The sequence below is a fragment of the uncultured Xylophilus sp. genome (assembly GCA_913776965.1).
Lineage (GTDB): Bacteria > Pseudomonadota > Gammaproteobacteria > Burkholderiales > Burkholderiaceae_C > Xylophilus.
This window is the reverse complement of the sequence record CAJYQL010000035.1, coordinates 1-14248: the sequence shown is the minus strand read 5'-3', so window position 1 is coordinate 14248 and position 14248 is coordinate 1. Positions and strand designations below refer to the sequence as shown.

Genomic DNA, 14248 nt, shown 5'->3' with positions numbered 1-14248 from the left:
AGGAGCTCGAGGCTCGGGTGCGTGCGCTCACGCGCCGCGGCACCGGGGCCACGAGCAGCTCGATCCGGCACGGTCCGCTGGAATACGACCAGGCGGGCCGGGTGGCCACGATCGACGGGCGCATGGTGGAGTTGTCGGCGCGCGAACTCGGCCTGCTGGAAGTGCTGCTGCAGCGCGTCGGCAGGCTGGTCAGCAAGGACCAGCTCGTCGAGCGCCTTTGCGAATGGGGTGAAGAAGTGTCCACGAACGCCATCGAGGTGTACATCCATCGCCTTCGCAAGAAGATCGAGAAGGGCCCGATCCGCATCGCCACCGTGCGCGGGCTGGGCTACTGCCTCGAGAAGATCCCCGGCTGACCGCCTGCCCGGCACCCACCGCGGAACGCTATCGAATGCATAGCTGCCCGCGCAGGTGGGACGGGCGCACAGTGCCGATTTCCCCATGAAACTCTTCCGACGCCAGCAGCGCTCGCTCTTCGGCGAGATCCTCGACTGGATGCTCACGCCGCTGCTGCTGCTCTGGCCGATCAGTCTGGCGCTGACCTGGCTGGTGGCGCAGGGCCTGGCCAACAAGCCGTTCGACCGGGCGCTCGAATACAACGTGCAGGCGCTGGCGCAGCTGGTGTCGGTGCAGCAGGGCCGGGTGCAGTTCAACCTGCCGCAGCCGGCGAGCGAGCTGCTGCGCGCCGACGACGCCGACACGGTCTTCTACCAGGTGCGCGGCACCGGCGGCGAATTCATCGCCGGCGACCGCGACCTGCCGGTGCCGGTCGAGGAAACCCGCCCGGCCACCGGCGAGGTCCGGCTGCGCGACGACGAACTGCGCGGCCTGGACGTGCGGGTCGCCTCCACCTGGGTGCGCTTCACGCCGCCGGCGCCCGGCCTGCCGCAGGCCCAGGTGCTGGTGCAGGTGGCCGAGACGCGCGAGAAGCGCTCGGTGCTGGCCGCCGAAATCATCAAGGGCGTGATGCTGCCGCAGTTCGCGATCCTGCCGCTGGCGGTGCTGCTGGTGTGGCTGGCGCTGGCGCGCGGCATCAAGCCGCTGTCGCAGCTGGAGGCGCGCATCCGCGCCCGGTCGCCCGACGACCTGAGCCCGCTCGACGACAAGACGGTGCCGATGGAGGTGGCGCCGCTGGTCAGCTCGGTCAACGGGCTGCTCGCGCGGCTGCAGGATTCGGTCGCCACCCAGAAACGCTTCCTGGCCGACGCCGCGCACCAGCTGAAGACGCCGCTGGCCGGCCTGCGCATGCAGGCCGACCTGGCCCAGCGCGAAGGCACCAGTACCGAGGAACTGAAACAGTCGCTGCAGCAGATCGGCCTGGCGAGCGTGCGTGCGACGCACACCGTCAACCAGCTGCTGGCGCTGGCGCGCGCCGAGGGCAGCGGCGCCGCCTTCGCGACGCAGTCCTGCGACCTGGCGGAACTGACCATCGCGGTAGTGCGCGACTCGGTGCCGCGGGCGCTCGAGAAGCGCATCGACCTGGGCTACGACGGCGCGGCGCCGGGCACCCCCGGCGTGCGGGTCGAGGGCCATCCGACGCTGCTGCAGGAAATGGTGCGCAACCTGGTGGACAACGCGATCGCCTACACCCCGTCCAGCGACGACCGGCCGGGCATCATCACCGCGCGGGTGCTGCCCGATCCGTTCGGCCGGGTGATCCTGTTGCAGGTGGAGGATTCGGGCCCGGGCATCCCCGAGAGCGAACGCGCGCTGGTGTTCGAGCCGTTCTACCGGGTGCTCGGCACCGGCGTGGACGGCTCGGGCCTGGGCCTGCCGATCGTGCGCGAGATCGCCCGGCTGCACGGCGCGGCGGTGGCGCTCGACGACGCGCACCCCGGCCAGACGCCGGCCGGCACCCGCTGCACGATTCGCTTCACGCTGCCCGCCGCGGCCTGAGCCTGCGGCCGGGGGCCGCAGCAGGCGCCCTTCAGTCGCTCAGATCGCCGACCCGGTCGCTCGGGAACCGGAAGGCATCGCGCAGCAGCGCGGGCATCGGCAGGTCGAGCGTGATGTTCTTCGGCGGGATCGGCTGCTGGAACCAGCGGGCATAGATGCGCTGGGCCTCGCCGGTCTGGATCAGGCGGCGCATCTCCTGGTCCACCACCTTCTTGAAGGCCGGGTCGTCCTTCGGCAGCATGATCGCGTAGGGCTCGACCGTCATCGGCTTGCCGATCACTGCGAAGGCCTTCGGGTCCGCCGCATTGGCGCGCAGGCCGTAGAGCAGCACGTCGTCGAGCGCGAAGGCGTCGGTGCGGTTTCCTTCCAGCGCGGCGAAGGCTTCGGCATGGTCGCGCATCTCGGTGATCTGCAGCTTCAGGTCCTGCTCGTTGTCGAGGCGGCGCAGCACCGGCACGGTGGTGGTGCCGGCGGTGACGGCCACCCGCTTGCGCGCCAAGTCCCCCAGGGTGGCGAGGTTGTCGGCAGTGCGCACCAGGAGCCGCGAGGTGGAGATGAAGTGCGGGATCGTGAACGCCACCTGCCGACGTCGCTCGGCATTGTTGGTGGTGGAGCCGCACTCCAGCGCCGCCCGGCCCTCGGCGATCGCAGCGATCCGGTTGGCCGAACTGACCGGCGCGTAGCGCACGTCGAGCGTGCGCAGGCCGAGCTCCTTGCGCACCGCCTCGACGATCTTCAGGCACAGGTCCAGGGCATAGCCCACCGGTGCGCCGCCGGGTCCGACGTACGAAAACGGGACCGACGCCTCGCGGTGGGCCAGCACGATCTGCTGGGTCTCGCGGATCCGGTCGAGCTGGCCGGCGGTGGCCGTGGCGCCGGCCAGCAGGCCGGCGAGTGCGAGCGCCGCACGGAGAAACGATGGATGCATGGTCGGCCTTTGCGATGGACAACGGACGGTGACGGGCGACGGGAAGCGGTGCGACTGTGACGGCGCGGTGACCGCAACGCACCGCGGCATGCGGCGCACCGCCGCAGGTCATGCGCAAAAAGAATGCCAGCAGGCGGACAAGCAGGCCGGCGCGTGTCAGGCGCAGGGGCGCAGCGCCCGGCCGGCGAGGGCCGGCGCCAGGGCGGCCAGTGCCGGACGCAGCGCGTCGTCCACCGCCGGCAGGCGCAGCACCTGGCCCTGCAGCGCGGCGCGCTCCTGCACCACCCGGGCGGTGCGCACGCCGCGGCGCGACAGATCGACCAGCGCTTCCTCGGCGGCCTTCTGGCTCGGGAAGCTGCCGAGCGAAAGGCCCGGCTGCAGCGCCGCGCTGGCCGGCGTCTCGAACGACACCCGACGGGCGCGCAGCTCGGCGCGCTTGCGGGCGAGCAGGTCCTCGTCGGCGTAGCGGCCCATGTAGACGATCCAGCGCGCCGGCGTGCCGCCCGGCACCAGCTGCCAGCTGCCGACCGGCAGCAGCGCAGTGGCGCGCTCGCGCAGCACCGCCGCCTCGGCCTCGCCGAACAGCGACGCCTGCAGGCATTCGCCCTCGGACGGCGGCGCGGGCGGCGGGGCGGCCGCGCTGCGACGGGCCTCGTCGGCGGTCAGGACGCGCAGCGCCTCGGGGCGGATCTGCTGGGCGATGCGCTGCGGCTCGGCCTGCGACGCCGGCTCCGCGCCCCAGCCGCCGAGCGCCCCGTGCGACCAGGCGTAGTAGGCACCGTTGGCCAGCACCAGCAGCAGCACCAGGGCGCGCAGCATGGCGGTCGGCCCTCAGGCGGGCTGCGCCGGCATGGCCGGGCGCACGCTCACCTCGGAACTGTGGATCGTCTCGCAGCCGCCGTCGGTGCCGCGCAGCCGCAGCGCACCGTCGGGCGCCACGCCGTCGGCGGTGCCGCTGCGGCCGTCGCTCAGCACCACCGCGCGGCCGCGCAGCACGTCGCGGGCGGCGAAGCGGGCCTGCCACGCACCGAACCCCGTCGTGGCAAAAGCGAGCAGCGCCTGCACCAGCGCCGGCGCGACCGCGCCCAGCACCTCCGGAGCGCCGATGCCCGGCAGCAGCTGCCGCAGCCCGGCCGGCGGCGTGCGCAGGCCGTCGGCCGCCGGCGCCACGATGTTGAGACCGCAGCCGACCACCAGATAGCGCGGCGCCGCGGCACCGGCGACCGCCGTCTCGACCAGGATGCCGCCGAGCTTGCGGTCCTGCCACCAGAGGTCGTTCGGCCATTTCAGGCCCAGGTCGGGATGCAGCGCCTCGGCGATCGCGACGCCCGCCACCAGCGACAGGCCCGACCAGTCCGCCGGCGCCATCGGCAGCCCGAGCGAGAAGGTGAGCGCACTGCCCGGCGCGCTCTGCCAGTCGCGGCCCAGGCGGCCCCGGCCGGCGGTCTGGCGCTCGGCGACCAGCAGCACCGGCTCGGTCCGGCCGGCGCGCGCGCGGCGCATCAGTTCGGTGTTGGTGGAATCGACCTCGGGCAGGATCTCCACCGAAAAATCGGGCAGCGCCGGCACCACCTGCTGCCAGACCGCCTCAGCCGGCCAGCGCAGCGGCGACGGCGGCAGCCCGGCGCTCATCGGCGGAAGCCCCGCTTGGGCGCGAGCAGCGTGCCGCGGCAGTTGTCCGCGCCGCACCAGCAGGGGTACTCGGCCTTGAGCTTCCTGGTGTAGCGCTCCTCGAGGATCAGGCCGTAGTCGTAGTTCAGTTCCTCGCCGGGGGCGATGTCGCGCAGCGCTTTGATGAAGATCCGGCCGTCCACCTCGTCGGCGAAGCAGTTCGGGTCGCAGGCGTGGTTGATCCAGCGCGCCGAATTGCCGCCCACGTTGGCGTCGATCACCCGGTCGGCATCGACATGGAAATAGAAGGTGTGGTTCGGGTCCGCCGGATCGTGCGGATGGCGGTCCTGCGCCTCGTCCCAGCTGATCACCTCGCCCACGTACTCGATGACCGTCTCGCCCTCGGCGATCGGCTGCATCGCGAACACGCCCTTGCCGTGCACGCCGGAGCGGCGGGTCTGGATGCGGCGGCCGGTGGCAGCAGCAGCAGGGGCGGTTGTGGGCATGGCCGAACTTCTGTTAGTTTGAAAAAAGCACCTGCGCGCATGCATGCGTGTGCGCGAGGACCGGATTCTAGATAGACAGACCCACAACCCCGACCGACAGATGACCAAGACCCTCGTCATTGCCGAGAAGCCCTCCGTGGCCCAGGACATCGTGCGTGCACTCACGCCGGTGGCCGGCAAGTTCGACAAGCACGAAGACCATTTCGAGAACGACCGCTACGTGGTGACCAGCGCGGTCGGCCACCTGGTGGAGATCCAGGCGCCGGAGGAATTCGACGTCAAGCGCGGCAAGTGGAGCTTCGCCAACCTGCCGGTGATCCCGCCGCACTTCGACCTGAAGCCGGTCGACAAGACCAAGAGCCGCCTGAACGCGGTGGTGAAGCAGGCCAAGCGCAAGGACGTGACCGACATCGTCAACGCCTGCGACGCGGGCCGCGAGGGCGAGCTGATCTTCCGCCTGATCGAGCAGTACGCCGGCGGCGCGAAGCAGACGCTCGGCAAGCCGGTGAAGCGGCTCTGGTTGCAGTCGATGACGCCCGAGGCGATCCGTGAGGGCTTCCAGAAGCTGCGCAGCGAGCAGCAGATGCAGGGCCTGGCCGATGCCGCGCGTTCGCGCTCGGAGGCCGACTGGCTGGTCGGCATCAACGGCACCCGGGCGATGACCGCCTTCAATTCCCGCGACGGCGGCTTCTTCCTCACCACCGTCGGCCGGGTGCAGACGCCGACCCTCTCGGTGGTGGTGGAGCGCGAGGAAAAGATCCGCAAGTTCGTCAGCCGCGACTACTGGGAGGTGCACGCCAACCTCAAAGCGCAGGCGGGCGACTATCCCGGCAAGTACTTCGACCCGGCCTGGAAAAAACCGCCGCCCGGCCCCGACGGCGTGCCCGACCCCGAGCAGCGCGCCGACCGCGTGTGGAGCGAGCGCGAGGCGAAAGCCATCGCCGACGCGGCCCGCGGCAAGCCCGCCATCGTCACCGAGGAAAGCCGGCCCACCACCCAGGCCAGCCCGCTGCTGTTCGACCTGACCAGCCTGCAGCGCGAGGCCAACAGCCGCTTCGGCTTCTCGGCCAAGACCACGCTGGCCCTGGCCCAGAGCCTGTACGAGCGCCACAAGGCGCTCACCTACCCGCGGACCGACTCCCGCGCCCTGCCCGAGGACTACCTGCCGGTCGCCAAACAGACCTTCGCGATGCTCGCGACCAGCGGCATGCGCCACCTGGCGCCCTATGCGCAGCAGGCGATCGACCAGAACTACGTCAAGCCCAGCAAGCGCATCTTCGACAACGCCAAGGTGTCGGACCACTTCGCGATCATCCCGACGCTGCAGGCGCCGAGCGGTTTGAGCGACGCCGAGCAGAAGCTCTACGACTTCGTGGTGCGGCGCTTCATGGCGGTGTTCTTCCCGAGCGCCGAATTCCAGGTCACGGTGCGCACCAGCACCGTGGAGAACGACGGAAAAAAATACGCCTTCCGCTCCGACGGCAAGGTGCTGGTCAAGCCCGGCTGGCTCGCGATCTACGGCAAGGAAGCCGCCGACGAAACCAAGGACGGCGACAAGGACGGCAAGACCCTCGTGCCGGTGGCGCCCGGCGAAAAGCCGCTGGCCGCCGCGGTCGATGCCAAGGCGCTCAAGACCAAGCCGCCGGCCCGCTATTCCGAAGCCACGCTGCTCGGTGCGATGGAAGGCGCGGGCAAGACGATCGACGACGACGAGCTGCGCGAGGCGATGCAGGAGAAGGGCCTGGGTACCCCGGCCACCCGCGCCGCGATCATCGAAGGCCTGATCGCCGAGAAGTACATCCTGCGCGACGGCCGCGAGCTGATCCCGACCGCCAAGGCGTTCCAGCTGATGACGCTGCTGCGCGGCCTCGGCGTGGAGGAACTCTCCAAGGCGGCGCTGACCGGCGACTGGGAATACAAGCTCGCCCAGATGGAGAAGGGCGAACTCTCGCGCGACGCCTTCATGGCGCAGATCGCCGAGATGACCCGGCACATCGTCCAGAAGGCGAAGGAGTACGACCGCGACACGGTGCCCGGCGACTACGCGACGCTGCAGACGCCCTGCCCCAACTGCGGCGGCGTGGTGAAGGAAAACTACCGCCGCTACAGCTGCACCGGCCCCGCCGCCGGCAGCGGCGAGGGCTGCGGCTTCTCCTTCGGCAAGTCGCCCGCCGGCCGTACCTTCGAGATGGCCGAGGCCGAGGCGCTGCTGCGCGACCACCGGATCGGCCCGCTGGAGGGCTTCCGCTCCAAGGCCGGCTGGCCGTTCACCTCGGAGATCCAGCTGAAGTACGACGACGAGGTGAAGAACTGGAAGCTGGAGTTCGACTTCGGCGACGACAGGAACGCCGAGGAGAGCGGCGAGATCGTCGACTTCACCGGCCAGGAGCCGCTCGGCAAGTCCCCCTGCGACGACGGCCTGGTCTACGAGCACGGCAGCAACTACGTGAGCGAACGCGCGGTGCCGACCACGGCGCACCCGACGCCGACCAGCAACTTCAAGGTCGGCAAGGTGATCCTGCAGCAGCCGATCGACCGCGAGCAGATGAAGAAGCTGCTGGCCACCGGCAAGACCGACCTGCTCGACAAGTTCATCAGCAACAAGACGCGCCGGCCGTTCAAGGCCTTCCTGAGCTGGGACGCGGAGGCCGGCAAGGTGAACTTCGCCTTCGAACCGCGCGCCTCCAAGTTCCCGCCGAAGAAGACCACCGCCGGCGCGCCTGCTACCAAAACCGTAGCTGCCCGCGCAGGCACGGCGGGCGCCAAGGCCGCAAAAGCATCCAAACCCGCGGCCAAGGTCGCCACCAAGACGGCGGCCGCACCGAAGCCCAAGGCGCCGCGCAAGGCCACGCCCGGCAACGGCCTGGTGCCGAGCCCTGCGCTGGCCGCGGTGATCGGCGGAAGCGAGCCGCTCGCCCGCACCGAGGTGGTGAAGAAGCTCTGGGACTACATCAAGGCCCACGGCCTGCAGGACGCGAAGGACAAGCGCACCATCAATGCCGACGACAAGCTGCGCGCCGTCTTCGGCAAGCCGCAGGCCACGATGTTCGAGATCGCCGGCATCGTCGGCCAGCACCTGGAGAAGCAGGCATGACGGCCCGCCCCACCGCACGACGCGCCCTGCTGCAGGCCGGCGCCCTCGGCCTCGGCCTGGCGCTGACGGCCGCCCTGCCCGCCCGCGCCGCCGCCTGGCCCGAGAAGCCGGTCCGGCTGGTGGTGCCCTTCCCGCCCGGCCAGGCGACCGACATCTTCGCCCGCGCCCTCGCCGAGCAGCTCGGCAAGCGGCTCGGCCAGCCGGTGGTGGTCGAGAACAAGGCCGGCGGCGGCAGCAACATCGGCACCGAGCAGGTGGCCCGCGCCGCGCCCGACGGCTACACCCTGCTGGTCGCCGGCAGCGCGATGGCGGTCAACCAGACGCTCTACAAAAAACTGAACTACGACCCGCTGAAGGACCTGACCGGCATTTCGCTGATCGCCAAGGTGCCGTTGGTGTTCTTGGCGACGCCGGCTTCGGGCATCGGCTCGATCGCCGACCTGGTGAAGCGCGCGAAGGCCGAGCCCGGCCGGCTCAACTACGCGAGCGCCGGCATCGGCGGTACCCAGCACCTGTCGGCCGAGATGCTGAAGGCCGCCACCGGCACCTTCATCACCCACATCCCCTACCGCGGCAGCGGCCCGGCGCAGGCGGACTTCCTGGGCAACCAGGTGCCGCTGATGGTGGATTCGGTGACGGCCGCACTGCAGCTGATCCAGTCGAAGCGCGCGGTGCCGCTGGCGGTCACCTCGGCCACCCGCTCGCCGCAGATCCCGGACGTGCCGGCGGTGCGCGAGTCGGGCATCCCGGCGCTGAAGGACTTCGAGGCGGTGGGCTGGCTCGGCCTGATGGCACCGGCCGGGCTGCCGGCGGACATCGCCGCGCGCCTGAATCGCGAGGTGACCGACATCCTGCGCAGCGAGTCGATGGCCCGCTACATCACCGAGCGCGGCTCGGTGCCGGCGCCGACCACCGGGCCGGAGTTCGACGCCTTCATCGCCAGCGAGATCCGCAAGTGGAGCGGCGCGGTGAAGCGCTCGGGCGCTACCGCCGACTGATCCTGTCCCTTTGTCGTCCCCTTTCACCGGAGAGCCGCCATGCGCCATCCCGTCCGTCGATCCGCCGCGTCGTGGCTGCTGGCGCTGTGCTGCGTCGTAGGCCTCGGCGCCTGCACACCGCTCGGCGGGGGCCGGGGCGCGGGGTCCTCGACGAGCACAGGCGCCGGCAGCGGCGGCGTGACGGTGTTCGGCGACGTGGACGCGGCGGTCACGCGCACGCGCTGAGCGCTGCCGCGCCGGTCTGAGTGCGGACCGGCGCGTGGGCTGCGCCGCCTACTGGGCCTGCGTGGCCTGCGTGGCCTGCGTGGCCTGCGTGGTCTGCGTGGCCTGCGTGGTCTGCGTGGTCTGCGTGGTCTGCGTGGTCTGCGCAATGTTGCACGCTCCTCTTTTCATAGCGCCTAGCGCAGATGGCACCTGCGCGACAGCCATTTTGGGCCACGAAAATATCGCCGTGGGAGACTGGCACATCCCACCTGCACCGCCCGCCGGTCCGGGCGCCCCGCCCTCCCTCCGCTGCCACCGCCATGCCGCCTGACGCCGCCGACGCCCTCGACCACCGCTTCGTGAATGCCGGCGGCCTGCGCTTCCACGTCGCGCTCGCCGGGCCGGCCGACGGGCCGCTGCTGGTGCTGCTGCACGGCTTTCCCGAGTTCTGGTACAGCTGGCGCCGGCAGATCGGCCCGCTCGCGGCGGCCGGATGGCGGGTGGCAGTGCCCGACCAACGCGGCTACAACCTGTCGGACAAGCCGCGCGGCCGCGGCGCCTACCGCATCGACACCCTCGCCGACGACGTGCTGGCGATCGCCGAGGCGCTCGGCCACCGGCGCTTCGCCCTTGCCGGCCACGACTGGGGCGGCGTGGTCGCCTGGCACCTGGCCGGCCGCAACCCCGAGCGCGTTCGCCGCGCGATGGTGTTCAACGCGCCGCATCCGGCGACGCTGTTCCGCTATGCGCTGACCCATCCGTCGCAACTGCGGCGCAGCTGGTACATCGGCTTCTTCCAGCTGCCCTGGCTGCCCGAGCGCGGGCTGGCGGCCGACGGCTTCCGCACCATGGCCCGGGCGCTCGCCGGCGGCCGGCGCAAGCGCGACGCGTTCTCCGCGGCCGACATCGCCCGCTACCGCGCCGCCTGGGCGCAGCCGGGCGCGCTGACCGCGATGCTGAACTGGTACCGGGCGATGCCGCTGTCGCGCGGCGCCGCGGCCCGCGCCGGGCGGGTCACCGTGCCGCTGGAGCTGGTCTGGGGCGACCGCGACGTGGCGCTGGAGCCGGGCCTCGCCGAAGCCGGCATCGCGCTGTGCGACCGGGGCCGGGTGCACCACATCCCGAACGCCACGCACTGGGTGCAGAACGATGCGCCGGACGAGGTGAATGCGCGGATGCTCGCCTTCTTCGGCCCGGCCGCGCAGGCGGCGCGCGACAACGGCCCGGCATCGGGCCCGTCGTCGACCATTCCGGCGTTTCAGCCGAGCGTGTAGGGCCCGCCCACTTCCAGCGCCCGCCGGTAGGCCGGCCGATCGTGGATGCGCTTGAGCCAGTCCATCAGCCGCGGACGGCGGTCGTCGAGCCCGCCGCGGGCGCGCGCGGCCTCGACCGGGAAGCTCATCTGGATGTCCGCCGCGCTGAAGTCCGGGCCGGCGAACCAGCCGTCGCGGCCGAGTTCGGCCTCCATGAAATCGAGCTGCGCCGCGAGGTTGGGCGCCACGAACCCGTCGCGCACCTTGCGGGCGATGCCGCGCGCCACCGGCTTCACGAAGAACGGCATCGGCGCCGTCTCGATCCGGTGCAGCACCAGCGTCAGCAGCAGCGGCGGCATCGCCGAGCCCTCGGCGAAATGCAGCCAGTAGCGCCAGCGCAGCGCCGCGTCCGACCCGGCCGGCGGCGCCAGCCGGCCGCCGCCGAAGCGCTCGACCACCGTCTCCACGATCGCGCCCGATTCGGCCAGCACCAGCCCGCCGTCGGTCGTCACCACCGGCGACTTGCCGAGCGGATGGATCGCCCGCAGCTCCGGCGGCGCCAGCATCGTCTTCGGGTCGCGCCGGTAGCGCACCACGGTGTAGGGCAGGCCGAGTTCCTCGAACAGCCAGAGCACCCGCTGGGAGCGGGAGTTCTCGAGGTGGTGGATGGTGAAGGTGGTCATGGGCGGATGCTACGGGGCTTCAGGCTCAGGCCGGTCGAGCCGGCGACTGCGCCGCGACGTGGCGGGACAGGACATCCTCCAGACCCGGCAGCTCGGTCTCGATCGTGCGGAACAGCACCTCGTGCGTCACCTGCTCGTAGCCGTGCGCCAGGATGTTGCGCAGGCCGATGATCTGCCGCCAGGGCACGCCGGGCAGGGTCACGGCGACGGTGGGTTCGATCCGGCCGGCGGCCTCGCCCAGATTGATGAACAGCTTCTCGGTCGCCAGGCACAGAATGCGGTCCGCCGTGAACGAAGCCGCCGTATGGTGCGCAGCGAATCCCCGCAGTTCGCGCACGAAGGCCAGCATGTCGGCCAGATGCGCCGGCGTGCGGTCCATCAGGGTTCCCCGAAGAGCGGCGGCTGGGCCCGCAGCTGCGGCTCGATGCTGCGACGCCGCCACGGGTTCTGCAGGACCGACGGGAACGCGAGGTCGATCCGGCGCCCTGCGAAAGCAGCCGACAGTTCGTCCTGCAGATCGATGAGCGCGAAGCCGCCGGGTGCCTGGCCCGGCAGGAATTCGACCAGCAGGTCGACGTCGCTGTCGGCGGTGTCGGCACCGACTGCCGCCGATCCGAACAGCTGCAGCCGGTGCACGCCGTAGCGGCGGCAGATGGCGGCGATCCGGTCGCGCAGGGCGGGAGCGATGTCCATCGGCGAATGATACGGCGCAGGTTTCCAGGGACAGGGTTTCACGCCTCGTCCGGCACGTTCTCCAGGTCTGCGATCCACACCGCCGATTCGGAGTCGCTCGGCGCGCGCCAGTCGCCACGCGGGGAGAGCGAGCCGCCGGAGCCGACCTTCGGACCGTTGGGCACGCAGGAGCGTTTGAACTGGCTGGTCTGGAAGAAGCGCCAGCAGAAGGTGCGCAGGTGCTTTTTCACCTCGGCCAGGGTGTACTGGTTGCGGCCGCCGTGCAGGTCCTCGGGCCAGCGGCCGGCGGTGCGGTCGTGCCAGGCGGTGTGCGACAGGAAGGCGACCTTGCTCGGGCGGAAGCCGTAGCGCAGCGTGTAGTAGAGGTGGAAGTCCTGCAGCTCGTAGGGGCCGATGGTGTCCTCGGTCTTCTGGCCGGGCTGGTCGGCGGCCGTGGTTGGCGTGTTCGCCGCCGCGCCGGCCTGCGCCCCGGGCGCGTCCGCGCGGCCGGGCTCCACGTCGCCGGCCGGGGCGGTGCCGGCGTCGGCATCCGCGGCGGCCGGGGCGTGGGCCGTATCGCCAGGCCCGCGTGCCGATTCGCTATCGTTTGTATAGCTGCCTGCGCCCGTCCCACCTGCGCTGGAGGCCGATTTTCCTTGCAACAGCGCGGCCGCGTCGCCGGTCGGCACCAGCTCGGGGCTGACCTCGGTTTCCAGGATGGCGCGCAGCACCGCGCTGCCGTCGTCGCCCAGCATGCCGGTGCCGGCGACCCAGTTGACCAGGTGCTTGACCAGCGTCTTGGGCACCGAGGCGTTCACGTTGTAGTGCGACATGTGATCGCCCACGCCGTAGGTGCACCAGCCGAGCGCCAGTTCCGACAGGTCGCCGGTGCCCGCCACGATCGCGCCGTGGAAGTTGGCGAGCCGGAACAGGTGGCTGGTGCGCTCGCCGGCCTGCACGTTCTCGAAGGTGATGTCGTAGACCGGCTCGCCACGTCCCGCAGGGTGGCCCAGGTCGGCCAGCATCTGGAGGCAGCTCGGCCGGATGTCGATCTCGCGGGCGGTGCAGCCGATGGCCGCCATCAGCCGGTGCGACTGCGCGAGCGTGCGGCCGCTGGTCGCGAAGCCCGGCATGGTGAAGCCCAGGATGTGGCTGCGCGGCAGCTGCAGGCGGTCCATCGCCTGGGCCAGCACCAGCAGCGCATGGGTCGAGTCGAGCCCGCCCGATACGCCGATCACCACCTTGTCGATCCGGCTCGCCTCCAGCCGCTGCACCAGCGCCTGCACCTGGATGTTGAAGGTCTCGCGGCAGCGCTCGTCGCGCCGTGCGGCGTCGGCCGGCACGTAGGGGAAGCGCTCGACCTTCCGCAGCAGGCCGCCGGGCACCGTCTGCGGCACCGGAAGGTCGAAGTCCACCGTGCGCCAGCCGGCGAGCGCGGCGCGGTGCTTCTCGACCGAATCGCCGTAGGTGCCCTGGCGCATGCGCTCGCGGGAGACGCGCTCCAGGTCGGCATCGGCGCAGATGATGTGCGAGGCGTTGGAGAACCGCTCGCTCTCGGCGAGCAGCTCGCCGCTTTCGTAGATCAGCGCCTGGCCGTCCCAGGCCAGGTCGGTGGTCGATTCGCCGATGCCGGCGGACGAATACAGGTACGCCGCCAGGCAGCGCGCCGACTGGATGCCGACCAACCGGTGCCGGTAGTCGGCCTTGCCGATGGTGATGTTGGAGGCCGACAGGTTGACCAGCACGGTGGCACCGGCCAGCGCCGCATAGCTGCTGGGCGGGATCGGCACCCAGACGTCCTCGCAGATCTCGACGTGGATCTTCAGGAGCGGCAGCTGGCGCGCGGCGAACACCAGGTCGGTGCCGAAGGGCACCCGCTGGCCGCAGAGGTCGATCTCGGTGGCGAGCGCGCTGCCCGCGCCGTCGAACTGGCGGGCTTCGTAGAACTCGCCGTAGTTGGGCAGGTACGTCTTGGGCTGCACGCCGAGCAGCCGGCCGCCGGCGACCAGCGCCGCGCAGTTGAACAGCCGGTGGTCCACCCGCAGCGGCAGTCCGACGATCGCCACCGCCGGGATCTCGCGCGAGGCATCGATCACCCGCTGCAGCGCGGCCTCGCAGGCATCGAGCAGCGCGGCCTGGTGGAACAGGTCGTCGCAGGTGTAGGCCGACAGGCCCAGTTCGGGGAAGGCGACCACGACGGCGCCCTGTGCGACGGCTTGGCGGTACAGGTCGATGGTCTGGCCGGCGTTGAACACCAGGTCGGCGACCCGGTTGCGCGGCACCGCGACGGACAGGCGGGCGAAGCCGTGGCGGGAGGGGTTGGCGAACGGGAGGGCGGCCAGGGCCGGCGTGACGGCGCCGGCGGCGGCGCCAGCGGCGGAGGCGAAGGCGGGAGAGGAAGAA

General features: G+C 71.4%; 14 protein-coding genes. 6 read left to right on the top strand and 8 right to left on the bottom strand.

The genetic code is table 11. The annotated features are described in order from the left end of the window. Together QZ500_RS05980 and QZ500_RS05975 are read left to right on the top strand one after the other, a co-directional pair. The coding region (locus tag QZ500_RS05980; protein ID WP_295852180.1) for a response regulator transcription factor at nt 1–356 on the top strand (356 nt) is incomplete at its 5' end. A gap of 85 nt (nt 357–441) precedes the next feature. Continuing rightward, a complete protein-coding gene (locus QZ500_RS05975) occupies nt 442–1896 on the top strand; it encodes a sensor histidine kinase (RefSeq protein ID WP_295852176.1) in 1455 nt (484 codons plus the stop codon). Nucleotides 1897–1927: 31 nt separating this feature from the next. On the opposite strand, the gene QZ500_RS05970 is transcribed toward QZ500_RS05975, so the two are convergent. From QZ500_RS05970 to QZ500_RS05955, 4 genes are all read right to left on the bottom strand, one after another. Then, entirely contained in the window at nt 1928–2824 is an 897-nt protein-coding gene (locus tag QZ500_RS05970; protein ID WP_295852173.1) for an amino acid ABC transporter substrate-binding protein, read from the bottom strand. A 156-nt stretch (nt 2825–2980) separates the two neighbouring features. Beyond that, nucleotides 2981–3643: an SPOR domain-containing protein gene (locus tag QZ500_RS05965; RefSeq protein ID WP_295852170.1), complete on the bottom strand. Its 663-nt coding sequence runs from the start codon at nt 3641–3643 to the stop codon at nt 2981–2983. A 12-nt stretch (nt 3644–3655) separates the two neighbouring features. Then, nucleotides 3656–4456: a biotin--[acetyl-CoA-carboxylase] ligase gene (locus QZ500_RS05960; RefSeq protein ID WP_295852168.1), complete on the bottom strand. Its 801-nt coding sequence runs from the start codon at nt 4454–4456 to the stop codon at nt 3656–3658. Next, entirely contained in the window at nt 4453–4941 is a 489-nt protein-coding gene (locus QZ500_RS05955) for an SET domain-containing protein-lysine N-methyltransferase (RefSeq protein WP_295852165.1), read from the bottom strand. The genes QZ500_RS05960 and QZ500_RS05955 overlap by 4 nt, the downstream gene beginning before the upstream one ends. A gap of 100 nt (nt 4942–5041) precedes the next feature. Here QZ500_RS05955 and QZ500_RS05950 point away from each other — a divergent pair, with 100 nt between their 5' ends. The 4 genes from QZ500_RS05950 (at nt 5042) to QZ500_RS05935 (ending at nt 10511) form a co-directional block, all read left to right on the top strand. Further along, nucleotides 5042–8035, top strand: coding sequence for a DNA topoisomerase III (locus QZ500_RS05950; RefSeq protein ID WP_295852162.1), 2994 nt, complete (start codon nt 5042–5044; stop codon nt 8033–8035). Next, the gene (locus QZ500_RS05945) at nt 8032–9033 is read left to right on the top strand and encodes a tripartite tricarboxylate transporter substrate binding protein (protein ID WP_295852159.1); all 1002 of its coding nucleotides are present in this window, start codon (nt 8032–8034) and stop codon (nt 9031–9033) included. The genes QZ500_RS05950 and QZ500_RS05945 overlap by 4 nt, the downstream gene beginning before the upstream one ends. A 39-nt stretch (nt 9034–9072) precedes the next feature. Further along, complete coding sequence (locus QZ500_RS05940; protein ID WP_295852154.1) at nt 9073–9258, top strand: hypothetical protein; 186 nt, start codon at nt 9073–9075, stop codon at nt 9256–9258. A gap of 299 nt (nt 9259–9557) precedes the next feature. Next, nucleotides 9558–10511: an alpha/beta hydrolase gene (locus tag QZ500_RS05935; RefSeq protein WP_295852146.1), complete on the top strand. Its 954-nt coding sequence runs from the start codon at nt 9558–9560 to the stop codon at nt 10509–10511. On the opposite strand, the gene QZ500_RS05930 is transcribed toward QZ500_RS05935, so the two are convergent. The 4 genes from QZ500_RS05930 to QZ500_RS05915 are packed head-to-tail and all read right to left on the bottom strand — an operon-like array spanning nt 10496 to nt 14187. Then, the gene (locus tag QZ500_RS05930) at nt 10496–11173 is read right to left on the bottom strand and encodes a glutathione S-transferase (RefSeq protein WP_295852143.1); all 678 of its coding nucleotides are present in this window, start codon (nt 11171–11173) and stop codon (nt 10496–10498) included. The two genes, QZ500_RS05935 and QZ500_RS05930, sit on opposite strands and share 16 nt — an antisense overlap. A 25-nt stretch (nt 11174–11198) precedes the next feature. Continuing rightward, nucleotides 11199–11552, bottom strand: coding sequence for a HepT-like ribonuclease domain-containing protein (locus QZ500_RS05925; protein ID WP_295852139.1), 354 nt, complete (start codon nt 11550–11552; stop codon nt 11199–11201). After that, complete coding sequence (locus tag QZ500_RS05920; RefSeq protein WP_295852136.1) at nt 11552–11866, bottom strand: nucleotidyltransferase domain-containing protein; 315 nt, start codon at nt 11864–11866, stop codon at nt 11552–11554. The genes QZ500_RS05925 and QZ500_RS05920 overlap by 1 nt, the downstream gene beginning before the upstream one ends. A gap of 38 nt (nt 11867–11904) precedes the next feature. Next, a complete protein-coding gene (locus QZ500_RS05915; protein WP_295852182.1) occupies nt 11905–14187 on the bottom strand; it encodes an NAD(+) synthase in 2283 nt (760 codons plus the stop codon). Nucleotides 14188–14248 lie beyond the last annotated feature (61 nt).